The sequence below is a fragment of the Photobacterium frigidiphilum genome (assembly GCF_003025615.1).
In the GTDB taxonomy this organism is placed as follows: Bacteria; Pseudomonadota; Gammaproteobacteria; order Enterobacterales; family Vibrionaceae; genus Photobacterium; species Photobacterium frigidiphilum.
In genome coordinates, this window is the sequence record NZ_PYMJ01000020.1 from 59,220 (window position 1) to 84,992 (window position 25,773).

Here is a 25,773-nt window from a genome sequence, read left to right on the forward strand (position 1 = left end):
TCTTCATAATCATTCTGAATAATTCGATGTTGTTCATAATGATTACTTGCGTCATTGTTTAGCCATCCATACCGCTAAAGACTCAGCAGGGAAAGACTATGACAATAACAACAGAGAACAAAACAGTAACGCACATCCTCGGTTATCCACGAGTAGGCTCACAACGAGAATTAAAATTTGCACAAGAAAAGTATTGGCGCGGTGAGATTGAGCAAAATGAATTAAAAGAAGTGGGTAGCTTACTGCGTCATCGTCACTGGGGCGATCAAGTGGGTGCAGGGTTAGATTATGTGTCTGTTGGTGATTTTGCTTGGTACGATCACGTACTCAACACCAGCATGCTGTTAGGTCACATTCCTAAGCGTCATGATAATGGCTTTCCTGATTTAGATACATTATTTCGCATTGCTCGTGGTAAAGCGCCAACAGGTTGCTCGTGTGCAGCATCTGATATGACTAAATGGTTCAATACTAACTATCATTACATTGTTCCTGAGTTCACTGAAGACGATCAGTTCAATGTCAGTTGGCAGCAACTGTTTGAAGAAGTTGCTGAAGCCAAAAAAGCAGGGCACAAGGTTAAGCCTGTTCTTCTAGGCCCTGTATCTTACTTATGGCTAGGTAAAGAAAAAGAAGAAGGCTTTGACCGTTTATCTCTTCTTCCGCGTTTATTAGCAGCCTATCAGCAAATTTTAAGTAAATTAGAAGCGTTAGGGGTGGAGTGGGTTCAGATTGATGAACCCGTACTAGCTTTAGAATTGCCTAAGCCATGGGCTGAATCATTTAAGTTGGCTTACCAAGTACTGAATGGTAACACCAAGCTATTGCTAACCACGTACTTCGATAATATAACGCATCACCTTGATAAGATTGTAGAGTTGAACATCGACGGTTTGCATGTTGATTTATCTGCAGCACCAGAGCAGCTAAATGCAGTGGTAGATGCACTGCCAGAAAACTGGGTGTTATCGGCGGGTGTCGTGAATGGACGCAACGTGTGGCGTGCTGATTTATCGCATGTTCTTGACGTATTGCAGCCAGTGAAAGCGAAGTTAGGGCAGCGATTATGGGTTGGTAGTTCATGTTCATTGCTTCATAGCCCAATCGATCTAGACCTCGAAACAGATTTATCACCAGAAGTGCGTCAGTGGTTGTCTTTTGCGAAGCAAAAATGCCGTGAAATTTCTTTAGTGGCACAAGCGCTAGACGGTAATGATATCGCGATACAAGAATGTGCAAAATACAGTGCGCCGATCAAAGCACGTGCAACCAGCGCATTAGTTAATAATCCAGATGTTCGCCAGCGCACCAATGCAATAACAGCCGCGTTAGCCAAGCGTAAAGCACCGTATGCAGAACGTACTCGCCAGCAACGTGCAGCGCTTAATTTACCGCTATTACCGACAACGACCATTGGTTCTTTCCCTCAAACCAATGAAATTCGTACCCAACGTCGTGATTTCAAAGCGGGTTATCTTACTGAAGCTGACTACAACACTGCGTTAAAAGGGCACATCGCTGATGCCATTCAGCGCCAAGAAGATTTAGATCTCGATGTGTTTGTACACGGTGAAGCAGAACGTAACGACATGGTGGAATACTTTGCAGAATTGCTGGAAGGCTTTGCTGTAACTCGATTTGGTTGGGTACAGAGCTACGGTTCTCGTTGTGTTAAACCTGCGGTTATTGTTTCTGATATTTACCGTGCAAAACCAATGACAATAGAGTGGACGACATACGCACAATCGTTAACTGACAAGTTAGTAAAAGGTATGCTTACAGGCCCTGTCACCATTCTGGGTTGGACATTCCCACGTGAAGATCTGTCTCGTGAAGGTATCGCGAATCAAATTGCTTTGGCATTGCGTGATGAAGTGTCGGATCTGCAAGCGGCAGGCATAAAGATTATTCAGATTGATGAGCCAGCAATTCGTGAAGGTTTACCACTAAAAGAAAGCCAGTGGCAGGCGTACCTTGATTGGGCTGTGAATGCATTCAAGATTTCGGCAGCAAGTGCAGAACCACAAACACAAATTCATACTCACATGTGTTACAGCGAATTTAATCACATCATCAAATCAGTCGCCGCATTGGATGCCGATGTGATTACTATCGAAACATCACGTTCTGATATGGAATTGCTAAAAGCCTTTGAAGAATTTGATTACCCGAACGAAATTGGACCCGGCGTTTACGATATTCACTCGCCAAACATTCCATCGATTGAGCAAATTGTTCACTTAGTAGAAAAAGCTGAAACACTTATCCCAATTGAACGCCTATGGATAAACCCTGATTGCGGACTAAAAACACGTAACTGGGAAGAAACAGAAGCCGCACTGCGTAGCATGGTAGAAGCGACGAAGAAATTACGTGAACAGTGGCAGGAAAAAGTGGTTTAAAGCCAAACATTGAAAGGGACAGAAAAGACATTTCTAGCTTTTAAATAGAAAATGTCAGATATAAAAAAGACGAGGCTGCTTAATATAAATAAGCAGTACTCGTCTTTTTTTTCAATTCTGTACTTAGTACTTTCGATTGAATCCGAAAGAATTACTTAATGCTGTTACGTTCAAATGTTAGCGTGTGGCTAGCATTCGTTAACGTCATTAGCTTGCCAGAAACGCTTACGTCGCTCCAGTCACTTAATGCTTTAGTCATTGTTTGTTCCATCGCCATTGCTGGTTCAGGACATGCCATCATCGTCATACCCATCTTTTCGATGCGTAGTTTGCCATCTTTAAGCTCAGCTTGACCGAAGTAACGATTACAACCAGAGTGACCGTTAGCGCCTAAACCATCAGTTAATTCAAGGTTTGGTGCCTTGAACGGTTCAGGAAGATCAAGTGCTTTACTATCTACTTGAGTTAGCACCCAGTTGTTATTAACAAGATCACCTTCAGATGCCACTTTCGTTGCCTCAGAGTCATTGTTTGCACATGCTGCAAGAATGATAGGTAGTGCTAAAACAGCTAGTAAACGTTTTTTCATTGTATGTATCCTAGAAATAATTATCGTCATTATATTGGCTAAATGCTGAACATACACTAACGAGAACAAAAATAAGGTAAGTTGGGTATAATCCTAATGCTTAAAACTATTATCACAAAGAAAATAATAAGCAGTGTTAGAACGGTGTCATATCTTAAATGCTTTTTTATAAGAACCTAATAAAAAGTGCAGAATTAGAAACAAATGGTGTTATTTCTATATGTGTGTTTTGAACAATATAATAATTAACAAATAAATAGTTATAGTTCTATCTAACTAATTCATACGTCAAATGCAACAAGGGCGAATAGTGACATCCGCCTCTGTTTGAACTGTTGTTTTTTACGTTTTTTTGTCGACCATGTGCAAATGTACATCTTGTTGTGGAAATGGAATCGACAAGCCTTCACGGTCGAAACGCATCTTCACCTCGCGGGTTACATCCCAATACACGTCCCAGTAATCTTCTGTTTTTACCCAAGGGCGAACAATAAAATCAACAGACGATGTATTTAACGTATGTAGCTTAATTGTTTTCTCTGGTTGACGTAGCACCATCGGGTGATCATCGATAATGTCATTTAATACCTTTTCTGCGAGCTCAACATCGTCGCTATAACCAATACCGAAAACCATATCAACCCGACGAACACGCTCATGGGTGACGTTCTTGATAATATCGCCCCAGATTTTGCTGTTAGGTACAATAATAATTTGGTTATCAAAGGTTTTGATTGTGGTATTAACCAGGCTCATATGGCTAACCTTTCCCGATACACTACCAGCTTCTACAAAATCACCGACATCAAATGGACGATAGATAAGTAGCATCATGCCTGACGCGAAATTTGATAGGGTATCTTGCAATGCAAAACCAATAATCACACCTGCAACACCGAAACCAGTCAGAATAGGGGCAAGGTTCAAGCCAACTTGAGATAACGCAATAAGTAAACCAATGAAGAACACGCCTTTACCAGACATCGAGATAAAGAATTCTTGCATGAGTTGAGATAATTTTAAATTGGGAGACGATACTGCACGTTTAACCATTTTACGGGTGAGTTTTTTTAGTAAACGGAACACAAAAATAATGGCGACAAAAATAAGGATCTTAAATAATATCTGTGGTGCATTTTGATAAATCCACAATGTAATGCCGCTAGTCCATGTTGCTATAATCGACATGATGACTTTTGCATTCAACAAATCATTGGTTAGATTACCTGTAGATTCAAATAGTTGTTGCTTATATTTTGCAGTATCAAGCTTCATTTTATCCGCTAGCTGAACTAAAAACTGCAAGCTATCGGTATCACTCGCTACTTTTCGTTGGGCGAGTAAATGTAATAATTGTACCGAAGATTTTTCACCTTCAGATGCCGATTTTAACTGCTTGGCTAAAACTTCTTCTTGTTGGCTATCGAACGTTAAAGATGCAGACATAAACTCTAGGCGATGATCGATATCATCGATTAATGCTTGCACTTTTTCAGGTGATTCTTCGCCCAGTAGCTTTAACCATTGATAGTTAACCCATTGCTCACCTAATAAGCGGGTTGAAAATCGTCGAGCTTCATCAAGTTTTTTTTGTGCAATGAGTTTTTCTTCACTACTGGTTTTATCTAGGGTTATTTCACCTTCTTCGATTTTCTTTAAAAAGAAAGCCGACGCGTCAGCAATGAATGTAACCTGCTGATGAACATGTTTTAGTAGAAGTGGTTGAGTTTCTTCTGTTCTATTTGAGATTAAGCTTTCTATAACGTCTCGAAGATCGTTATTTTTATTTAAAAGCTGCAAGCTAACGACATCTCTGGCTGAGCCCGTCATGGTTGATGCTTCTGTAGCCAGCTTAGAAATTTCGTTATCTAATGTATTGAGTTTTTCTATTTGAGGCGATACTACTTCTATCTGAGACTGCGGGGTTTCGGCTTGTGCGAAACAGAACGATGATATAAAAACGCATAAGAAAGCCAATACACGCATTTCAATGATACTCCTGCAAACCACAACCTATTTTATCTTATAAACAACTATAGCCGCCAAATTAGCGACTTTAGTAATAATTTTTAACGGGTAAAAAGATGCATTTTTAAAATGTGAGCAGGGTCTGTCGTAGAAGGCAGTGGCTTGGGTATATAACTTACATCAAATCTTGTTGGCATAAGAAGTGATGTTGCGGATATTGCCAGCACCAATCCGGAGACCAGCACTCTTGGTTTAGAATGATAGTCATAGGTTGGCGTTGAAGTAACAAAATCGGTTGTAATAATGGGTAATTTTTACGATCGCATATAAGCGTATCACAGGCGGAAGCTGCGATCGTTTCTGCTAACAATTGTATATCTAAGTGAGAAGTATGAGTAAACGACATTAAATCATTTTTTTGTAATTTCGCCATAAAACATTTCGTTAATGATCGTGGTGACGTGAGCACACCGATTAACCGTGGGGTTGTTTCAAGTGTATTCAACAACTTTATCCAAGCCTGTACTTGGGTGATTTCTTTAGATTTCGGCATATCTGATGTCTCCCTCACAAACTTGGCTATATATTTAGATATAACTGTCGATGTATAACAACAGTGTTTTTTACTATTGTAAACAGTCTAGATAAATAAGAAATACTGAATGTCAGGAATGCGTAAAAAGAGAGAGGAAATCATCTAATCTGTCGTGTAAATAATAAAAAATCTTAACGAATAGTCATTAATACATTGTACTATTGGCCTGCTTATTACCGTAAGTTATGAAGCAAAAGGCTTATCGTCCATTTCTTTCATTATATGCAGTTCAAAGGCGAGGGCTTCCCCTTTGGTCGAAAACGTTTTACGAATGCGTTTACCAGTTGAGTAACTGGTTCTGAAAGATAGGAAAGGGCCACTAAATGCACCTTGAATAACGCAGTATAAAGCTTTTTCAGGTTTCACCCTTTGGGCTGAGGCTATTTTTCCACCTAACTACGTTAGAAATCTTATGATTAGAACCACTAGTCACTGCAATTTCTGCCTTGTTATCTGAAAAAAGCGCTCTCAGCAGGCCGAATTTTGAAACGTCAACATTCCCTAGTTCTCTATCAATTAAAGCAATGAAGCTAGGTGATTAGAAAATTCTGGTGTGCGCAGATACCCATATGATTTGTGCTCATTATTAGGGTAATCATTGCATACCATTACATCTTTAACTTTTATCGAGAAGCTATTAGCAGAGTAATCATCAGCCAGATGGGAATCTAGGCAAACAAAATCTTGCGGGTCTGAAAAGTTTGTCCAGCTACCTTTTACGCAAGATGGTGTCCTTAAGTTTTTATGGTTCCCTATGGCATTTCCTTTTACGGCGGTTAAACCAAGAGGTGAGCCCATCGTTATGAAATGATCTAAGACAAAACCTTGATGCTCTTTATCTCGACCTAGTTCTCTTAATACTTCGTATGCCACTATCGTACCCATAGAGTGAGATATTAATATAATCTCATCATGTTGGTGCTCGATAAGAAGGTCTTTTAACCTATCATTAGTTTGGTTACGTCTGTTGCTATTTGAATAATACTCACCTAGATCACCTAAAATTTTCTTAGATACTGAGCGAGCAAGTTTCGATAATAAATCACTGTGTTTTTCAAGTTCGTCGATAGGTGTATCAAGCCAGTTTTCAGATATACTTCTTAATCGATCAAACATTCCTTTTTTGTATGGCTTTATGGCACCTTGTTTTGCTTCAACATAAACCTCTTTATTTTCTGTGTAAGTAACAGGACCAACGTCCGCATAGTAAATATTTGCGTAGTAGGCCATATGGATATCGATGTGCTCTAATTCTGTAATAGTATTTTTTTTAAGTCCTTCTTTTATAGATTGTTTCCACCATTGATTTAATGTGGTTGGTTCCGGTTTGTTAGCTCTTCCGTGTATGCATATTATTACTTTAGACATGATCTATACCCTCGAATAGACATAAATTAAGCGCTTTTTGCTATGAAGTGGATATATTGTTTGATGGTGAACTTCAATGTATTAAATGTAGTACATTAATGTTCGGTAAGGCCTACACATTCATTGATCTATATCATGATGCGTAGGGTTATTTTTCGAGCTAACTGTAAGATTTTTAATCTTTAATCGGTCGTTTTACAATATCAGCTTGATTGAATCGACAGCCATAAAAAAGCAGATCATGATGACCTGCTATTATTAATAATCACTTGTAGAAAAGTCATTTGCGCCAACCAGTAATCCAGCTTCTATCTGTTTGTTTTCTAACGGCCATAATTAAAAATAATCCTATGAACTTGATGTAAGTCGCATATTCATCATCTCTCATATCCTATTCAAGAATTGCAGCCTAAAATATTTAATAAATTTGACCTGAAATATACGGCTCATCAATCGTATATCTCTGTATATGGGCTAAAAGTTTAACCGTAAATTTATTATGTCATTCTTAGGGGGAAGGGGATGAAGAAGTTTAATCATAACTCGAAAGCATTTAGTAAGGTAAATTTGTCGTACTTGTCGCATTGTTCAAATCTAGTCTACGAGAATAAGGGAAAGATATCGAAAGAGTTGAAGAATCTAAATTTTGATACTTCAAGAGATAACTTCTTTTTCTCTGATAGTGATACTCATACACAAGCTTTTGTGGCTGGTGATACGAAAAAAATTATTATTTCGTTTCGAGGTACAGAAGGGAAAATAGCAGACTGGGTTACTGATATAAAAGTATTTAAAGAAACGTGGACTGAAGCAAATCCGCTAGGGGATGTTCATAATGGTTTCAATAGTGCTTTAAGTTCGATTTGGAATGATGTGTTTGACGAGATAAATACGCTTAGAACAAACAACCAAACAATATGGTTAACAGGGCACAGCTTAGGTGGCTGCTGCCACATTTGAGCTTCAACAACCTCACGTTGGTATAAATGGCGTATATACATTTGGCCAACCTAGGATTGCGAATCACAAATTTTCAAGAAACTATAACGAAATACTTAAAACGCGTACGTTTAGGTGTGTTAATAACAACGATGTCGTGACTAGAGTTCCCCCACAAATATTTGGTTATAGCCATGTTGGGAAGTTAATGTATTTTGATGTTGACGGGAAAATTCATAGTGACGGAAGTTTGTCTTGGTGGGCTAGATTTTGGGATCGCCTCGAAGGTAGATATGATGATGTTTTTAATTTAACGCCTGATGGAGTCGGTGATCATGGTATGGATAAGTATCAGAAATTGTCAGAAAAAAATACATGACAAGCGCTATTAACTCGGACATTTTTTAGCAGTGTTGATATACGTAATTTTAGCGTGATATTCAAACCACAAATCAATCAATACTGATAGCCGACGATTATCAGGCTTTTCGCCAAGCCAAGGCTTGTCATTCACTTCTTTCATTATATGCAGTTCAAAGGCGAGGGCTTCCCCTTTGGTCGCAAACTTCTTGCGCACACGCTTACCATTGCGACCCTGAGGGTAGCATTCGCAAAGCCAGCATCTATCTGTTTGTTTTTTAACTGCCATAATCAAAAGGTAGCTGTATGTATATACAGTTATTTTATAGGTGATATGCAGTAAATCAATGTTTATTAAAGGGAATAGAAACAAACATTGAACATAATCTTACCTAATCCTCCTACGAAGTTGATGGAAATCTGATATCCACCATATTTCATTTGTAGATCAATGAGTGCGGCGTAGAATATTCCTTATATTTTAGTGATATATAGAAATACCAATTATTGAATACAATGTAAGGTGACGAGATAATGGAGGATTAATATGGATTGGGGATTAGTGGCAAGAATTCTGTTGGCGATTGTAGGGATTTTTACAGCAGCAAAAGTTTTATACGATATTAGAATTGGGAAGAAGTCAAATTTAAGGGAAGAGTATAAATTTGCAAAAGAGTTTCTAGATGATACTGATAAAAGTAAGTTGCATCCATTTACGCTTGGAAAAGGTTATCAGGCTATTGCTGGCACGGATGCAGTTAATGCTAAAGAAATTGAATATATATTGTCTTTGGAAAACCCAATACAGTGTTTAAAAGACTTTATATTATCCAAACAACTATTTGAACGACTTGAAACAGAAGGCGATTTTAATCTAGTATTTAAGAAAAAATATCAGTCATCTTTTTCTAGGTGGTGGAGAAAGAAGTTATATTTCTCCTTATACTTTGCACTCGCCTTTACTGCAATTTCACCAGTGATTTTACCAAAAGCATTGGGTTTAGAGTTTGTAGATATCTTTTTGCCACTATTTTTTACAGTACCGTGCTTTGGTTTTTATGCGTGGATGGCTTTAGAAGTCTTTGGAAAACTTAACCGAGCGGAACATTTAGCGTCCAGCCAAAAACAATATTATCAGCGAATTGTTTTTGATACTTCTCGGTTTGAGCAGGGTAATGCCACCTAACAACAATAAAGATGACACGTTTACTCGACGGTTTGGTGTGCTTTCGTGGCACACCTTATTACATGAGCTATATAGTTTATTAATTTTCAACTATTGGGTGAAAAATGGACGAAAATAAGTATAGAAGAATCGACATTTTACTAAGAGGAATTATTTCATTAGGAGCTGTAGTTGCTTTTCTTTTCTCGGTGTACCAATACAAGGCAACAAAAGAGAAAGAATTCAAAGTAAAATACTGGAATGAACAACTAAGAATTTGTCAGGATGGTACTAAGTACGCTACTAAGTTTGTCTTAGATATTTCAAACAATGGGAAAGTAGAAAGAAAGTATATTGACCATTTATATCAAGTTACATTTGGTGAAGCGAGGTTATTACTGACTGATAAGCCATTAGAAACTTTGCAATATATTATGCAAGAAGCATCTACTTGCTCTTATTACGAAGACATCTCTTGTGATGACAGTATTTTTAATGCAAAAGCGTTACTATTTGCTCAACAGTGTAGAGCCATGTTATCTGAATCATGGAATACACCTCTTAATCAAATAGGTGAAGGTAAAGTTTGGATTTACGAACGCTAGTAATTGCATACAAGGATCAATAATGGTGGTTTGGTGTGCTAGTGAGTATATCGTGGCGCACCTTATTGTCGGTTTTAAGACTCTTAATTGAGCTTGTTTAGTATAACAACCAAACAGCATGAATATATGGACTTCCATCGTGGGAAATTTAAAGAAAAGCAGTAGAGATAATCATCTCTCTCGTTCTCGGTAGTTAATGAAATTCATATATTTAGGGAAGCCAGACGTAATGAACGGTTTCCCTTTTTTTGATTTATCCACAACACCAACCACGATGAAGTGAGAGCCGTGAAAGCGAGATAAATCTTTCATTCGGTATTTTTCCATGACATCAAGTTTCAAGTCTTTGTTGAGAATAATACTTGGCTCTGACCAAGAGCCATAATTTAACCACAACGAACCATCTGGTTTTTCAGTGTAGTTATTTATTTCCCCCCAGAAAATTTTCATTTTCGTATAGTCATCTTCTTTGATGTTAGGAACCTCAACGAGTAAGTCTCGGAGCATACCTTCTAAAACAGTTCGACCAGATTCGGCTTGGATATGTAGGGATTTACCTGTGCCATAAAGAGGGTTTCGAGTTAGATAACTTAGTATTTGGCGTAACGATCTATCCATTGGAAAGCCTGACTTACCACCAATAACATGCGGCTTAGGTGATGGCTCCCAGTTGTGGGGTGGGGCTGTTGTTTTATCGCTATCGGTACTTTTTTCTATAGAACCGTGTTTCGTTTTATCAAGGTTAATTACAATGTCTGCTGAGGTAGCATCGCCATTTTCATCTTGATCGATACCTTCCATATCTTCAGCTTCAAGAATCGTCGTTGCTTTTAAGCTGCCGTCCTCATGACGAGCACTAAAACACGCTGTTCGATCGCCATTTTTTGTTTTGTAGGATTTGGTAAACCAAGCTCTTTTTCCACACTCAAGACATATAAGCAAACCTTGGTATTTATCGGGGTTGGCTATGAATAGGTCTGTAGTACAACGGCTTCCATCGGCAGTGAATTTTACCTCTAACATAACACCCTCAAATAACTTGATATGCCACTAGTGTCATCTGTGGTAAGTGTTTAAATCAACAGCAGTATTGTGCTATGTCACGCAATCTTATCATTTCTACATGGAATTTATTCAGGTAAATGCTTGTATAGATAGAAGTGTTAGGAGGGAGAATGAAAAAAATACTATCAAAGTTCATTCCACGGCGTGCAGAGTGGTTAGTTCAAGAAGATGGTTTCTTATGGATTAGCATCGACGGTAAAGCTATTTTATTTGCATAATAAAAGGGAAAGTAATGAACAAATGGATTTTGTTATTTATGCTTTTTTTTTCCTCTTCAAGCTAACGCCCAATTAGTTGCTTGGACTGGTATGAAAACCGAGAAATTACTCGCACTAAGTGAACAAGGAGATAGAGGATTCCAGTACGCAATGCTCTATATTCTTGGGGTTGTAGATGGTTTAGAAGGGCAGAGGAGAATATCGTATCAATTTCCATGTAGGCAAAATAAGAATGTTACAAATCAGCAGATAGCTCGGGAAGTGCTTGAGAAGATGACGAGTCTAGATAGGCTGATTGACCCTGCAGGAAAGTTAGTTATAAACTCATTCCTGAGTATTTACTGTATTAATGAAATGTATGACTAAGAGGCTTATGCCACAACTGCTCACTTGGTTGCATATTGTTGTTGGATTACAAGATACCCTCTTAAATTTAAAGAATTGATATCGCCCTAAGTTTATTCAAATACACACAAATAGTGTGACTTATTTCATATATGCATGTATCTGTGCCGATATATTGGGTGCTTATGTATCTATTGCTATACATTGCGCGATATTATACTTTTTCTCGTGTGGGAAGGTCATGAAGTCTTGTTGATATTAACCGAATGATTATATACAGGTGTTTAAGATATGAGCCCTACAGGTATATGAGGATCAAAGGTGAAGGCATTAAGATTGATTGGTTTTTATTATACTCATTACTTTAAACTAACAGTGGTAATATGATTAACCATTCCGTAACAAATGAAACGCAAGATACCACCACTGACACAATAAACATTTCAAAGATACCGAATAAGGAGGAATTAAAAAAAAGTGCAGGTTCTGCTACATCTACATGGAGTGGTTTTGTATATCAAGGGAAAGTTGGTCTATATCACTCGTTGAAATTGTTAGAACAAGATAATTCATTAAAATATTCATTACAGTTAGACAGCCTTGAAGATTTTTCTATTATTAATAATGATTTTGCTATTTCTATTCATCAAGTAAAGGCTAAATTGTCTAAATATCGCACCTCATATCTAGATGCATTTAAGAAAGTATCTGATAAGTCATTATTGAATATAGTAAATCAGGATACTGAACGTTTTTTACATGTCACTGCTGATATAGATGACGATGATGACTATGAAGATGGTAAAAATAAAGTATGTGTATATGAATATGGCGATAATAAATATTGTAAATTAAGTGAAATAGATGGAAAAATCAAAGAGACTATATGTAAAGTATCTGGATAAATTATGTGTAGAGTACTCAACTAGGAGTGTTGAGATAAAGTTTTATGCGTTAAATGAATCAGTTTGCAATAAAGTAATAGAAATTCATGCTAAAAATCAAGAAGGTAATATTATTTTAAATCAAGCTTCATTTTGTAATACGATCGAGTTTGATGATATTGTTAAAACTTTAAAATCGGATGCATTTTATTCTGATGATAAAAAAATCATAATATATAAAATGAAGTGTGAACTGATATGTATGTATGAAAATATCATAGAGCGTTTCATTGATAGAAAAAACATTGACGATTCAAGTTTACAATCAATAAAATTAGGTTTGATGAAAATCTGTGAATTTAATGATCAAGAACTTGAAAGATTTTGTTTGTCATTAAATCCTACAAATATATCTGAAATTTTAAATGTAGGAGATATCAGGTGTTTAGATCCTAAAGCTTTGTCTCGTTATCTACTCTTTTTAAAAGATATAAAAAAAGAACCTCTAAATAACAATCTCAACCTCCCTTGTTTCATCGACTCTAATGATGAGTTCCATTTACCAACTGGAATCGATGGTATAGATGAGGATGATCTTTATACATTTATACAAGATGTTACTTACTGTATAAAAAATAGTAGTAGTTTGGTTGAGGTGTTTCATGAGTTTCATTGTTTAGATGGAAGGTTTAACGAAAGTATGATCGTTAATCAACAAAATGACATTTTGAATGTAAGTCACGATGATATCGATTGTGATGAAACATCTGGGCATATTGTTAATTTCATGGACACGAAACTTATCCCTTATAGTAATGCAAAGAGTTTAATAAATGATGCTTGATATAATTTGCTCCCTATTTGTTACTAATGATTTTGAATTAATGACATCGAATGAAAATATTTTATTCTTTAAATGTATCAAAAAAGATAAAATTAGATATTTCTCTGTTGTAAGATTTGATGTTCTTCCAAATGCTAAAGAAATTAACAATGTAGTGTTATCGAATAGACCTGAAGAAATAAGATTAGACCCAGCAAGTTCTAAAAATACAGATGTTCTTGTATTGTTCAATATAGGTAGCTTGCATTTAATAAACGAGCATGAAGGGCAGATATTTGAAATTGAAGAGGACCCTCTATATTTCAAAAAACATGTTTTATATTACACTGATGATGATGTTTCATTATTGGTAAATAAATCGTTGGAGGAGACTTTGATAAATAAAGTTGAGTTTAATCAATATAAAAAAGACGCGTCAATTACTTCAATATATTCAATTATCGCAAGGATTTATATTAAGCTTCCTTTTTTAAAAATACCATATAATCCTCATGAGTATATACCGTTAGAGAAGAGAGCTTTAGATCGTATTGAAAATAAAGGATTGATTGAATTGTTTGGTAAAGTGGAATCAAGCTCTAAGCTTGATAGCATCAATATTGAAGACATTGTTAAAGGGCTAGTAAAGCATGAAATGGAAAATATCTAAGCTTAGTATAAATAATTTCAAGGTATTTAAAGCGCTAACTTTATCAATCGAAGGTTCTAATATTGTAACATTAGACGGACCTAACGGGTTTGGGAAAACATCAATTTTTGATGCCTTAGAACTACTTTTTACTGGAAGAATAAGGAGGGTTTTAGATACATACGATAAAGTCGAGGGTTCAAAAACATCTAAGCCTAAAGATCATTTGTTATGGAATAAACATCATGCAGGTGATTTATCTATTAAAGTCGAATTAGAGAATATCGAAAGTAATGAAAAAATTTATTTTTGCCGGTTCGCTAAATCTTCCGATCTGAAAAATAAAGATAACTGTAAACCAAATTTAGAAAGCTTTAAAATATTTAAACTTTGTTGGTTAAGGAGTTTAGATGATGATGAGTTTACTGATATTTTTCAGGATAAAGATCTCGAGACGTTTTTAGATGTAAATCATATGGAAAACTATGGAGTTTTAAATTATTTAGAGCAAGGTAGTAACCATTTTTTATATGAAAATAATACAAAAACAAGAAAAGAAAAACTCTCACACTTATTTAATGTTGATTATACTAAGACCAATATTTCAAATATAACGGGGATGATATCTTTAATCAATAGTAGTTATTTAAAAAAAGAAAAAAGAGATTTTATAGCGTCACTTAGTGAAGAAATAAAAGCACTTAAAAGTAAAAATGTAACCAGTGAAGATGGTAATGATAATTTAGTTTATAACAGGATATCTGATTTAAAGAGCATACCTCTTTGGGATAGTAAATTGCCTGTTGTTTCAGATAACACGAAAGACTTCAATGAGATGATCATTTTAATTAAAAAATTAATCGTGATGTCTGAGAATAAAGATGAAATAAAAAAAGGGAAAGTAACAAAAAAATAATTAAATACGCTAATAGGAAAGATTTGAAGAGTGTCGTTAATCTCTACCACTCACTTGACACTTTTGAAATTCAAGATGAAATAAATAAAAAAATCATTTTAGAACGAAGATATATTAATGTTCTTAATTCTGATATAAATAAATTATCTGAAAATTCATTATTGACTATTAAAGCAATCGTTGTTGAGAGTGATTTAGTCGAGATAAGAAAACGTTTAACATCAATAAAAGATACAGAAAATAGTTTGTCATCGTTATCGAAAATTTTATTAAACATCAAAGACTCAAGAAATACGTTGATATCAAATTTTGGAAAGCAAAATATTAATGATAAAAACTGTCCATTATGTGGGCATGATTGGGTTGAAAATGAAAAGCTATCAAAAGCTTTCAAACAAGCAAGTGGCTTATATGATAAATTTAAAACTAATAGCCAAGTACAAATCGAAGAGTGTTCAAAGTACATAAATGATATTTTCACCCCTCTTCATGATGAAGCTAAAATTCGCCTTAACATTCTTGTAGAAAAGTTCAACGAAAAGTTATATAAAGAACTTATTGATAATAAATCGATATTACCTACCATAAATGATGTTGGTAGAGGTTTAGAATCGAAAGGGATATTACTACCTAAGAGATTTGTTAGTGACAATAATGACTTGAATTTAAAAGTTGAAGATATTAAAAATCAAATTTTAAATAAACAACAATCTGAAATTGATTCATTACCATTAGATTGGGAAGAATCTATACGTTTTGTATCGGATAGTGTTGATAATTTTTTAATTATTGAAGCGGAAAGTTTTTCTAAAAAATAGAATATATAAGGTACAGTTATCAAGTTTATTGTTCTTCGGTCCTAAAAGGTAAAGAAAAATTATTTGATGATGAAAGCAAGGTTGTTAATGCTGCATTAATTTTGAAGAAAAAACTATCTGATATTAAAAGTCAGTTAAATACTGTTGAAAAAGAGCACACAGAAAAAACGATTGGTGATATAGAAGTTCTTTTTCATATATATAGCGGTAGAATAATTCAGAACTATCAGAGAGGTTTAGGGCTTTTTATTGATTCTGGAGATGGAAATAAAATAAGATTTTATACTGCAGAACCAAGTGGACATGATGCTCTTTTGTCTATGAGCAGTGGCCAAATATCAGCATTGAGTTTATCATTCTTTTTATCACTCAATATGGTATATACAAAAATGCCATATATACTCATTGATGATCCGGTTCAATGTATGGATGATATTAATATAGCGTCTTTAAGTGACTTGTTGCGTAGTGAGTTCTCTGAACGTCAAATATTATTATCGACACATGATAGTAAAATTAGCAACTATATCCGTTACAAATTCAAAAGAGCAGGGCTTACACAAAAACCATTAAATATACAATCCCATTATTACGCTAAAGAACCTGTTATGGAGAAATAGATAATTTAATAAAGATTGATTTATTAAATTAGTGTAATTCGAAATGGAATTTACACTCTATTCCTAATTCTAGTTCTAGGTGTGGGGGTAATATACCACCTCTTTTTATATTGATACCAGAGTTAGTCAACGGCTAACTCTGGTATTTCATATTCATCCAACTACCATTCCAATAACGATTAGCTTATTTTCTTGAATTTCAATTTTTTCGCCACTGAGATCCATAAAGACCTTTCCGCCTGGGATTCGCTGCAGATTATTCACAGTATTTAGTCCATCAAAAGAAACTAAATACTTCCCACTAATCACCTTCGTATTGTTTGTATCCACAAATAGCTTTTGCCCATCATGCTGAACCAGCATTAAGTGCTCAGCTTCTGGCATTCCTTCCAAAAACTGTGGGTCAAAGAACATTTTACCTTTATCGATAAAATCACCGTTCTTCAGCTCGTAGTAGGGCACTAACACCCCTTGGGCAGATACGTTCTTTATCTTCTCGAACTCATCTTAATTAATTGGCAACAAACGAAAAAAAGCCCCCTTGCAAGAAGGGGGCAATAAGTACCATCGCTTTTTATTATTCTTTACCCGAAATCACCGTTTACGTAACCACGGGTACGATCGTCGCGTGGGTTGCTAAACAGTGCGTGTGTATCGTCATGTTCAACCAATTCACCCATTAGGAAGAATGCAGTACGGTCTGAAATACGACGTGCTTGCTGCATAGAGTGCGTAACGATAACAATGGTGAAATCTTTCTTAAGAGATTCCATCAAATCTTCAATCTTCTTGGTTGCAATAGGGTCTAGTGCTGATGTTGGTTCATCCATAAGGATAACTTCTGGCTCCATTGCGATGGTACGGGCAATACATAAACGCTGCTGCTGACCACCAGAAAGACCGAATGCATGCGACTTAAGACGATCTTTAACTTCATCCCACAGTGCTGCACCACGTAGTGATTGTTCCACTACGCCATCTAATACTTTTTTATCTTTAATGCCTTGAGCACGCAAACCATAAGCCACGTTCTCGTAGATGCTCATTGGGAATGGATTTGGCTTCTGGAAAACCATTCCGACTTTAATGCGAAGCTGCGCTACGTCGATGTTGCCATAAACATCTTCGTCATCCATTGACAATAAACCGTCGATTTTAACGCCTTCAATAAGGTCGTTCATACGGTTAAGGCAACGAAGTAGGGTAGATTTACCACAACCTGATGGACCAATTAATGCCGTAACCTGACGGTTTGGAATAGGTAGACAGATTTGCTTAAGCGCCTGATTTTCGCCGTAGAATAGGTTTAGGTTATCAATATTAAATTTATTCATCTTCATCTTCCTCAAAAATTAGTAAGTCGCAGTATTGAAGCGGCTAGCAATCAGTTTCGTTAGCATGTTAATCATTAGAACTATCACAATAAGAACGGTTGCCGTTGCATAGGCTTGTTGCCATTCATGAATGGTGTATAGCTCTTGCGTTAATTTATACAAGTGAACTGTTAACGTACGGCCCGAGTCAAAAACACTCTCGGGAACACGTGCAACCATACCTGCGGTCATGAATACGGGTGCTGATTCACCGATAACACGACCCACGCTGAGGATGATAGAGGTTACGATACCAGGCATAGCGCTAGGTAGAATAAGTCTCCAGATGGTGTAAATTTTAGATGAACCTAGTGCATACGAACCTTCACGGTAAGTTTGCGGTACTGCCATTAAAGCTTCTTCTGTTGTACGAATAATAACAGGAAGAATCAAAATACTAAGGGTGAGTGCCCCTGATAGAATCGAATAACCAAAGCCAAGCACGACAACAAAGAATGTCATACCGAACAGGCCATAGATAATTGATGGAATACCCGCTAATGATTCAGTACAAAAGCGAATAACCTTAACCCATTTGCTGCCCACGGCTGCGTATTCAGTCAGGTAAATCGCCGTCATGATACCCAGTGGTGCGGCAACAGCAATCGACGCTGCAACCATGTATAGCGTGGCAACAATCATTGGCCAAATGCCAGATTCGTCACCAATTGTGGTGTAGTTACTTGAAACAAATGACCAGTCTACAAATGCTAAGCCATTGCTTAAAATGTACCAAACAACCCACATAAGGAAACCCACGGTAATACCAGCAGATAACCAAATAACACCGAGTGAAAGTTTATCTTTTAATAATTGTGACGCTTTGTTTTTCGTGTTCAGAGACACAGTGCGTTTAATTGTATCTGACATAATAATTACCTCGCACGCTCACGGTTTAAGTACAGTAAAGCGGCGTTCAACGTCATGATGAAAACAAGAAGAACAATACCTGTCGCGTATAAAGCACTTGCGTGAATGCCTGTTGCGTAAGACATTTCAATCGCAATGTTTGCTGTAAGAGTACGCGCTGAATCGAGAAGACCTTCAGGCATGGCTGGTGAGTTACCCATAACCATGATAATGGCCATCGTTTCACCTAAAGCACGGGCTATACCCAAAATCACGCCAGTCATAATACCTGAACGCGCTGCTGGTAATAAAAGCTTGAAGATAGTGAACATATGAGATGCCCCAAGCGCTAAAGAACCTTCTTTATATACGCGGGGTACAGCTCGAATAGAGGTTTCAGATACGGTGATCACTGTTGGTAAAATCATTACCGCTAGTACGATTATACCCGCTAGAACAGTGTTACCCGCCGGTACATTAAAGACACTTTGGATAAGCGGAACAATAATAACCAAACCAAAGAAGCCGTAAACAACCGATGGAATACCGGCAAGTAATTCAATTAAAGGGCGAACAATGTTTGCAAGGCGTTTAGGTGCCACTTCAGCAATGAAAATTGCTGTTAATACACCAACAGGCACACCCAAAATAACAGCACCAGCGGTAGAGACTAATGATGCAACGATCATTGGGGCAATACCGAACAGTGCTGGTGGTAACCAATCTGTACCTAGAACAATGTTTGTTACACCAGCATGTGCAAATGCTGCATAACCTTCTCTAAAAATAAAATAACCAATAGTGATTAAAGACAAAATACCGATAGCGGCACTTAGCATAAAAAGGTTTTTGAAGAACAGTTCGCGCCAATCAATCACTTTTTTTGATTTTAGTGATGAAGCTTTAACTGTCTTCTCAATACTGTTTGCGATGGTCATAATTTCATAACTCCAAATACCAACAACGTCACTATTTCTAAAACTCATTAATAAGTAACAGCAAGCAAAATAGTTGAAGGGAAAAACCTATATCGTTGTGGTAGAAAATAACGCTTGGCAATAACCAAGCGTTATTAAAGTGGTTTAGTTAACTGCAATGTAGCCTTTAGCTGAAACAATTTTCTGTGCTTCAGTGGTTAGCGACCAATCCAAGAAAGACTGCGTTGTTGGGTTAATTTTGCTTGCCTTGTAAAGAACAAGGAAAGGACGTTGAACTTGGTATTCACCAGACTTGATAGCAGCAACTGAAGGTACGTGACCGTCGATTGATAGTGCTTTTAGTGAATCATCGACAGTACCAAGAGAGATATAACCAATTGCAAACGGGTTGTTAGCGACAGTTGTTTTAAGCTGGCCGTTACCACTTGTAACCTGAGCACGCTGAGAGATAGCTGATACTTTGATGTCGTTGATTTTTTTCTTCAAAGACATGATGTCTTCGAAAGCACCGCGAGTACCAGATGCTGTGTCACGTGTAACCACTACGATTGGCTTATCTTCACCGCCAACTTGGTTCCAGTTAGTGATTTCACCTTTGTAAATCTTCGTTACGTCTTCTTTTGATAAATCAGTGATTGGGTTCTTGTTGTTAACTACAACAGCGATACCATCACGTGCAACGACAATTTCTTTTAAATCATCTGATTTCTCTGAATCTTTAAGATTACGAGAACTCATACCTAAATCAGCAGAACCATCGGTTGCGGCACGAACACCGGCTGATGAACCTGGGCCTTGAACTTCAACAAAAACATTAGAGTTTGTTTGGCTGTAAGTTTCACCAAACACTTCCATTAATGGTGTAACTGAACTTGAACCTACAACAGAGATAGTTTCGTTTGCAACAGCAGCAACACTGAATGCCATTGAACCTGCAAGAGCTAGTGCACCGATAACCTTTGTTTTCATTTTCCTAATCCTTTACATGCTGGCTTAATTGCCAATAGGTTTTGAATGAACGAGGCCTAGATTAGGAGATCTTTATGACAGTTATGTTTCAGAAGTTTGAATCATATATGACATTGTCATAAATACCGTTGAAGAAGGGGTGACAACGTCGCTAAATGAAAGGAAGCACTTGATATAAAAAGGGGAATCACTCTCCGTGTCAATTAAATGGCGGTAAAATCAAAAAAATGACGATGAGTTCACGTTTAATCTTTGAAATACAATAAAATAATGGTATTTTTTTGTGATCAATGTCTATCTTTTTGACGATGATGTAACGATAATGCACGTCACATTATTATAAGTACCGATTATAAGAATAGGTACGCAAAAGTTCTTTTGAGGTTCCAATGTCTTTTTCCTTAAAAAATGTATCTATCCGTTATCAGGTTTTATTGCCTGTATTCTTAATCATTGTTGTTCTATTTACCTCGCTTTGGGTGACGAAAAGTAATCTTGAAGGTGAACAGAAAGCTATAATGGCTAATACTAATTTACTGGTTGAGTACAAAGATGCACTCGCAAACGTAGATGACAAAGTATATCCGCTACGAATTGATGCTGTTTATGCGATCTATGATGCGTCGCGCCGTAGTGTTTTCAAAAATGAATTACGTGCCGCTACTACAGAAATTACTAATGGTCTTCAAGCACTTAATAAGCAACCTGAGTTTAAATCGGATTCTGATGCAGTTAGATCGGCAATCAATGATTATATTAATTACTCGAACCGTGCAATTACGCTTTTCAATGAATTTGATAAAGGCAATGTAACTGAACAAGAAAAATCGAATTTTGTTGCACAGTACCGCGTTGTTGGCAACAAAATGGTGTCGACGATCAATACCTTGTCTCAGCGTGTCAATGTGTACGCAACGGCGAGCATGGAACAAAGTGCTCAGAATAATAAAAGCCTGATGAATACGGCAACTATCGCGATTATGTTGGCGTTTGTATTTGCGACCATAGTTGCATGGTGGTTATCAGGCTTAATTGTTAACCCGATTGTAAAGCTGCAAGATATTATGCGTAATGTGGCTCAAGGTAACCTTCAGGTTCGTGCTGAACAAGATGGTACTAATGAGCTTGCCGAACTCAGTGGCGATATCAATAAAACGGTTATTCAGCTTCATACAACAGTCGATTCATTAATTCGTATTAGTGAAGATGTTGCCTCTGCATCGACAGAGCTTGCAGCTGTAATGACTCAGTCTGAAGCCAATGCGCAGCTTGAGTTGAACGAGATCGATCAGGTTGCTTCTGCAGTTAATGAACTATCAAGTACTGCAGATAACGTAAGTGATAATGCGACAGCAGCTGATGCAACGGCAAAGAAAACCGATGAACTAGCCAAAGAAGGCATGAACATCTTTGAGCAAAGCAATGCGGCGAGTGAGCAAATGACGCAAACTTTGTCGGAAGCTGCCGGTGTTGTAACGCGCTTAAAAGAGCAATCTGAGCAAATCAGTAATGTAGTAGAAGTGATTCGCAGTATTTCAGAGCAAACTAACCTATTAGCACTGAATGCAGCCATTGAAGCTGCGCGTGCGGGTGAATCTGGTCGAGGTTTTGCGGTTGTTGCTGATGAAGTACGTATGCTTGCTGCACGTACACAAACGTCGACACAAGAAATTCAAGTGATTATCGAAGAGTTACAATCACAATCAAGCAATGCGAATGAAAGCATGCAATCAAGCTTGGAAATGTTAGAACGAAACCAGCGTTTTGCGCATCAAGCGAATGATGCACTTGTTGGTATCACTGAATCTGTTATTCAGATTAGCGATATGAATACGCAAGTGGCGACAGCGGCAGAGCAACAGTCACAGGTAACGCAAGACATTAACCGTAACGTTACTAATATGTCTGAAATCGTGAATCAAAACGTAGCTGGCATTAGTCAAAGTGCAGCTGCAAGCCATGAGTTATCTGAATTAGCTGAAAAACAGAAACAGCAGCTTTCTTTCTTCAAGCTGTAATACCATCGTAAATGAGTATTTGGTCATTTTTCTGAATAAATTGATGATCATTAACTTATCCAGATAGGTATAATCTGACTTACAATAGTAACTATATAGTTACTACAAAGAGGCCTGCTTATGCAGGTCTTTTTTATTAATGAAACATCTGTTCATGAAAACGTATCTTCATGAATAAACATTTACATGAAAACGTATCTTCATAAATAAATAGCGTATGGGGCCCTTATGCTAAAAAAAGCGCAACAAATGGTCGTGTTTAATGCATTAACAAAACAACAAAGTTTTACGCGAGCTGCGCAATTACTTGATATTTCACGTACTCAGGTGAGTAAACAGATCCAGCAACTAGAAGAAAGGCTAGGGGTGCAACTTGTTCAGCGTACTACGCGTTCATTTGCGTTAACAGAAGCAGGGCGGTCTTTTGCTGTTCATTGCGCCAATGTGGTGGGTGAAATCAATGAAGCGGAAAGCGAGCTTCTGTCTGAAACGGATTCTTTGCAAGGTGCATTACGGGTCGGTATTGCTCAATCTTTTGCTTCTAACCATATTGCCCCTTTTATTTCTGAATTTCATGATTTATACCCACAGCTCGATTTAGAAATGAGTCTGTTTGATTACCGTGTCGATTTAATCGCAGAACAGCTCGACCTATGGATTGGTTTTATGGATTCACCGCCCGAAGGTTTTGTTGCGCGTCATCTTATCGATTGTAATTTTGTATTAGCGGCGAGCCCTGCCTACCTTGCTAAACATGGTGTGCCTTATCATCCGAATGATCTGAAGGATCATAATTGCATTACGTACTTTAGCCGAGAGCGTAAAGACAATGTATGGAGCTTTCGTAAAGAAGAAGAGAGCCTCCAGATCAAAGTAAAAGGGAATTATCGTGTCGACTCGGCAGATTCGATTCGTGATGCAACATTAACGGGTAACGGCATTGGCTACCTTGCCACGTATTTACTAAAAGATGAATTGCAGAAAGGACAATTAATACGCCTTATGCCTGATTGGGATTTGACCCAATATATGCCGTTATATGCCGTTTATCCTCGGTATAAATACCTGCCACAAAAGGTGCAAGTATTCATCGATTTCATACGAAGCCACATTGGAAAGCCAGCTTACTGGGATCGAAGCATCTTTTAATTGCTGTTTAAATAACCGTTTTAAAAGGAACGGTTGTGTGATCAACCTCTCAAAATGCCCTCGATTGTCACTAGTGAAGATAATAGTATCCCGCTACAGAACTAATCATGCCGATTTCGTTTGCTTTGCTTAAATAGCCATCAAATTTCCCCGTCAATGTTAATTACATGTAATTTTGCATAACAATTTGACCCTTGTCACACTTCGTTACTTCAATAGAATGCGTCCGCAATCGTTTACTAAAACAATAACAGTGGAGAATGCCCGTGAATTACTTGGTCAGTGTATTAGGTATCATTACGCTATTTGCGGTTGCCGTATTATTTTCAGAAAATCGCCGAGCAATTAATTTACGAACTGTCGGTGGCGCTTTTTCCATCCAGCTCATTTTTGCAGGCTTCATCTTATATGTACCGGTTGGCCGTGAAGTATTAAACAGCGTGTCTGATGCGGTATCGGGTATTATCGGCTACGGTCGAGTGGGTACTGAATTTCTATTTGGTGAACTAGCACAGTTTAAATTGGGCTTTATCTTCGCTTTTAACGTACTGCCAACTATTGTGTTCTTTTCTGCGCTTATCTCTGTGCTTTATTACTTAGGTGTAATGGGGTGGGTTATAAGTGGTTTAGGCGGGTTACTTCAGCGTTTCCTTGGCACAAGCCGCACTGAGTCAATGTCTGCTACTGCTAATATTTTTGTAGGTTCAGTTGAAGCCCCTCTTGTTGTTCGTCCCTATTTATTGAAAATGAGCCGCTCTGAATTATTTGCAGTGATGGTAGGTGGTTTAGCCTCTGTTGCTGGTGGCACAATGGTTGGCTACGCTGGCTTAGGTGTTGATATTAGCTATTTGATTGCTGCAAGCTTCATGTCTGCCCCTGCTGGTTTGATGATGGCAAAGATTTTAGTGCCACAAACTGAAGTGATTACTGAAGAATCACAAATGGCAGATGAAGACGATGATGAGCCTGTTAATATCATCGATGCCGCTTCACGTGGTGCCCTGAGTGGTTTGCAAATTGCTGCGGCGGTAGGTGCAAGTTTACTGGCAATTATTAGTTTAATCGCATTAATCAACGGTGGTTTAGGCCACATTGGCAACTGGGTTGGCATTGATAACTTCAGCCTTGAGCTTATTTTTGGTTACTTATTCGCCCCTGTTGCTTGGTTGATTGGTGTACCTTGGTCTGAAGCGATGGTTGCTGCAAGTTTGATTGGTAAGAAAATTGCGGTGAATGAATTTGTAGCCTTTGCAGACTTAATGGAAGTTAAAGATCAGCTAAGTACTCATTCACAAGCGATTGTTACTTTTGCACTGTGTGGCTTTGCTAATTTAACCTCGATTGCAATGCTAATGGGTGGGCTAGGTGGCGTTGTACCAAGCCGTCGTCCTGATATTGCTCGTTTAGGCATTAAAGCGATTTTTGCTGCTACATTATCAAACTTAATGAGTGCAACCGTTGCGGGTATCTTCTTATCGTTTTAATACATGTTTAGATGATCCAGTACGTGTCTAAATAGATGTTGCAAGAACGCTATACGATAGAATGAACAGAGGGCTTAGGCTCTCTGTTTGTGTATCTGATGAATACAATGGAAGAGGCTGGGTATATGTTTTATTCTGGCCATAAGAAAGCCCGCACTGAATGCGGGCTTAATACTTTCTTTATGCAAGACCTAAGGACAACCTAATACTAGTCACAGTGGTTCTTCTCCGTGTCTCAAATATGATATTATAGTGTGTACAACATGACTGAATAGTGCCTTGTTGATGCTTTTTCTCATGTTTATGAACAAAAAATATATTTTAAGTTGTTATCATTTAAGCCGATCCATTAAACAGTAGACACGTATTATGAAATCACCTGTCGATAAATTATTAGGCAAACATCAAGATTTGATTCATACCGATGCAATGAAAGTAACGTCTCATACTCATCGAGAAGATAATGAAAATTGGTTTTTGCATACGTTGATGATTGAAGGGTGCGATGCGCCGTTTAAATTTAAGCGAAAAAAGAGATACAAAAACCTGAAAGGGAAGCTTGTTAATATGACCTATTACGTTGATTGCGATATCGTTGCAGGTTTCGAGATTGAAACTATGCGAGTGGTTAGAATCAAATTGCACTAGGTAAGCAACACTGCAC

At 37.3% G+C, this 25,773-nt stretch carries 27 protein-coding genes and 1 pseudogene; 16 read left to right on the top strand and 12 right to left on the bottom strand.

Annotation, left to right across the window (positions count from 1 at the left end; all coding sequences use genetic code 11):
* Window positions 1–98: 98 nt before the first annotated feature.
* Window positions 99–2,402, top strand: coding sequence for a 5-methyltetrahydropteroyltriglutamate--homocysteine S-methyltransferase (metE, locus tag C9J12_RS18005; RefSeq protein WP_107243965.1), 2,304 nt, complete (start codon window positions 99–101; stop codon window positions 2,400–2,402).
* A gap of 151 nt (window positions 2,403–2,553) precedes the next feature.
* Here the strand turns inward: metE and C9J12_RS18010 are convergent, their stop codons facing one another.
* The 5 genes from C9J12_RS18010 to C9J12_RS18030 all read right to left on the bottom strand — a co-directional run bounded on the left by C9J12_RS18010 (window position 2,554) and on the right by C9J12_RS18030 (window position 6,922).
* On the bottom strand, window positions 2,554–2,991 hold the full coding sequence (locus C9J12_RS18010; protein ID WP_107243966.1) for an META domain-containing protein: 438 nt from the start codon (window positions 2,989–2,991) through the stop codon (window positions 2,554–2,556).
* A gap of 342 nt (window positions 2,992–3,333) precedes the next feature.
* The gene (locus C9J12_RS18015) at window positions 3,334–4,977 is read right to left on the bottom strand and encodes a mechanosensitive ion channel family protein (protein WP_107243967.1); all 1,644 of its coding nucleotides are present in this window, start codon (window positions 4,975–4,977) and stop codon (window positions 3,334–3,336) included.
* Between the two features lie 157 nt (window positions 4,978–5,134).
* The gene (locus C9J12_RS18020) at window positions 5,135–5,512 is read right to left on the bottom strand and encodes a hypothetical protein (RefSeq protein WP_107243968.1); all 378 of its coding nucleotides are present in this window, start codon (window positions 5,510–5,512) and stop codon (window positions 5,135–5,137) included.
* 225 nt (window positions 5,513–5,737) lie between these two features.
* Window positions 5,738–5,920: a hypothetical protein gene (locus C9J12_RS18025; protein WP_107243969.1), complete on the bottom strand. Its 183-nt coding sequence runs from the start codon at window positions 5,918–5,920 to the stop codon at window positions 5,738–5,740.
* 150 nt (window positions 5,921–6,070) lie between these two features.
* Window positions 6,071–6,922: an esterase/lipase family protein gene (locus C9J12_RS18030; RefSeq protein ID WP_107243970.1), complete on the bottom strand. Its 852-nt coding sequence runs from the start codon at window positions 6,920–6,922 to the stop codon at window positions 6,071–6,073.
* A gap of 522 nt (window positions 6,923–7,444) precedes the next feature.
* Here C9J12_RS18030 and C9J12_RS31440 point away from each other — a divergent pair.
* A complete protein-coding gene (locus C9J12_RS31440; RefSeq protein ID WP_265416155.1) occupies window positions 7,445–7,882 on the top strand; it encodes a lipase family protein in 438 nt (145 codons plus the stop codon).
* Window positions 7,863–8,240, top strand: coding sequence for a lipase family protein (locus C9J12_RS31445; RefSeq protein WP_265416156.1), 378 nt, complete (start codon window positions 7,863–7,865; stop codon window positions 8,238–8,240). Before C9J12_RS31440 ends, C9J12_RS31445 begins: the two co-directional genes overlap by 20 nt.
* A 54-nt stretch (window positions 8,241–8,294) precedes the next feature.
* On the opposite strand, the pseudogene C9J12_RS18040 reads toward C9J12_RS31445, so the two are convergent.
* Window positions 8,295–8,510: pseudogene (locus C9J12_RS18040) on the bottom strand (site-specific integrase); the annotation flags it as partial.
* 258 nt (window positions 8,511–8,768) lie between these two features.
* On the opposite strand from C9J12_RS18040, the gene C9J12_RS18045 reads away from it, so the two are divergent.
* Window positions 8,769–9,407, top strand: a complete 639-nt coding sequence (locus C9J12_RS18045) for a hypothetical protein (RefSeq protein WP_107243971.1) — start codon at window positions 8,769–8,771, stop codon at window positions 9,405–9,407.
* Window positions 9,408–9,511: 104 nt separating this feature from the next.
* Window positions 9,512–9,991 carry a hypothetical protein gene (locus tag C9J12_RS18050; RefSeq protein ID WP_107243972.1) on the top strand — a complete coding sequence of 160 codons (480 nt, stop codon included), beginning with the start codon at window positions 9,512–9,514 and terminating at the stop codon, window positions 9,989–9,991.
* A 171-nt stretch (window positions 9,992–10,162) separates the two neighbouring features.
* Here the strand turns inward: C9J12_RS18050 and C9J12_RS18055 are convergent, their stop codons facing one another.
* Window positions 10,163–11,014: a hypothetical protein gene (locus tag C9J12_RS18055; RefSeq protein WP_107243973.1), complete on the bottom strand. Its 852-nt coding sequence runs from the start codon at window positions 11,012–11,014 to the stop codon at window positions 10,163–10,165.
* Between the two features lie 350 nt (window positions 11,015–11,364).
* On the opposite strand from C9J12_RS18055, the gene C9J12_RS18060 reads away from it, so the two are divergent.
* From C9J12_RS18060 to C9J12_RS18090, 7 genes are all read left to right on the top strand, one after another.
* Window positions 11,365–11,640: a hypothetical protein gene (locus tag C9J12_RS18060; protein WP_107243974.1), complete on the top strand. Its 276-nt coding sequence runs from the start codon at window positions 11,365–11,367 to the stop codon at window positions 11,638–11,640.
* 362 nt (window positions 11,641–12,002) lie between these two features.
* Complete coding sequence (locus tag C9J12_RS18065; protein WP_107243975.1) at window positions 12,003–12,524, top strand: hypothetical protein; 522 nt, start codon at window positions 12,003–12,005, stop codon at window positions 12,522–12,524.
* Window positions 12,484–13,347, top strand: coding sequence for an ABC-three component system protein (locus C9J12_RS18070; RefSeq protein ID WP_107243976.1), 864 nt, complete (start codon window positions 12,484–12,486; stop codon window positions 13,345–13,347). Before C9J12_RS18065 ends, C9J12_RS18070 begins: the two co-directional genes overlap by 41 nt.
* Window positions 13,337–13,996 (top strand): ABC-three component system middle component 1, encoded by a 660-nt coding sequence (locus C9J12_RS18075; RefSeq protein WP_107243977.1) that lies wholly within the window; start codon window positions 13,337–13,339, stop codon window positions 13,994–13,996. The genes C9J12_RS18070 and C9J12_RS18075 overlap by 11 nt, the downstream gene beginning before the upstream one ends.
* Window positions 13,977–14,891, top strand: a complete 915-nt coding sequence (locus C9J12_RS18080) for an AAA family ATPase (protein WP_107243978.1) — start codon at window positions 13,977–13,979, stop codon at window positions 14,889–14,891. Before C9J12_RS18075 ends, C9J12_RS18080 begins: the two co-directional genes overlap by 20 nt.
* A gap of 23 nt (window positions 14,892–14,914) precedes the next feature.
* Window positions 14,915–15,709, top strand: coding sequence for a hypothetical protein (locus C9J12_RS18085; RefSeq protein WP_107243979.1), 795 nt, complete (start codon window positions 14,915–14,917; stop codon window positions 15,707–15,709).
* Between the two features lie 101 nt (window positions 15,710–15,810).
* Window positions 15,811–16,329, top strand: a complete 519-nt coding sequence (locus tag C9J12_RS18090) for a P-loop NTPase family protein (RefSeq protein WP_107243980.1) — start codon at window positions 15,811–15,813, stop codon at window positions 16,327–16,329.
* 153 nt (window positions 16,330–16,482) lie between these two features.
* Here the strand turns inward: C9J12_RS18090 and C9J12_RS18095 are convergent, their stop codons facing one another.
* The 5 genes from C9J12_RS18095 to C9J12_RS18115 form a co-directional block, all read right to left on the bottom strand.
* Window positions 16,483–16,791, bottom strand: a complete 309-nt coding sequence (locus tag C9J12_RS18095) for a S24/S26 family peptidase (RefSeq protein WP_170111814.1) — start codon at window positions 16,789–16,791, stop codon at window positions 16,483–16,485.
* A gap of 122 nt (window positions 16,792–16,913) precedes the next feature.
* Entirely contained in the window at window positions 16,914–17,663 is a 750-nt protein-coding gene (gene pstB / locus C9J12_RS18100; RefSeq protein ID WP_107243982.1) for a phosphate ABC transporter ATP-binding protein PstB, read from the bottom strand.
* 18 nt (window positions 17,664–17,681) lie between these two features.
* The gene (gene pstA, locus C9J12_RS18105; RefSeq protein WP_107243983.1) at window positions 17,682–18,572 is read right to left on the bottom strand and encodes a phosphate ABC transporter permease PstA; all 891 of its coding nucleotides are present in this window, start codon (window positions 18,570–18,572) and stop codon (window positions 17,682–17,684) included.
* 5 nt (window positions 18,573–18,577) lie between these two features.
* Complete coding sequence (gene pstC, locus C9J12_RS18110; RefSeq protein WP_036803347.1) at window positions 18,578–19,489, bottom strand: phosphate ABC transporter permease subunit PstC; 912 nt, start codon at window positions 19,487–19,489, stop codon at window positions 18,578–18,580.
* A gap of 144 nt (window positions 19,490–19,633) precedes the next feature.
* Complete coding sequence (locus C9J12_RS18115) at window positions 19,634–20,458, bottom strand: phosphate ABC transporter substrate-binding protein (protein ID WP_107243984.1); 825 nt, start codon at window positions 20,456–20,458, stop codon at window positions 19,634–19,636.
* Between the two features lie 389 nt (window positions 20,459–20,847).
* On the opposite strand from C9J12_RS18115, the gene C9J12_RS18120 reads away from it, so the two are divergent.
* The 4 genes from C9J12_RS18120 (at window position 20,848) to C9J12_RS18135 (ending at window position 25,757) form a co-directional block, all read left to right on the top strand.
* Entirely contained in the window at window positions 20,848–22,476 is a 1,629-nt protein-coding gene (locus tag C9J12_RS18120) for a methyl-accepting chemotaxis protein (protein ID WP_107243985.1), read from the top strand.
* A gap of 228 nt (window positions 22,477–22,704) precedes the next feature.
* Window positions 22,705–23,625: a LysR family transcriptional regulator gene (locus C9J12_RS18125; protein ID WP_107243986.1), complete on the top strand. Its 921-nt coding sequence runs from the start codon at window positions 22,705–22,707 to the stop codon at window positions 23,623–23,625.
* A gap of 266 nt (window positions 23,626–23,891) precedes the next feature.
* Window positions 23,892–25,109, top strand: coding sequence for a NupC/NupG family nucleoside CNT transporter (locus C9J12_RS18130; protein WP_107243987.1), 1,218 nt, complete (start codon window positions 23,892–23,894; stop codon window positions 25,107–25,109).
* Between the two features lie 369 nt (window positions 25,110–25,478).
* A complete protein-coding gene (locus tag C9J12_RS18135; protein WP_107243988.1) occupies window positions 25,479–25,757 on the top strand; it encodes a hypothetical protein in 279 nt (92 codons plus the stop codon).
* The last annotated feature ends 16 nt before the right edge of the window (window positions 25,758–25,773 follow it).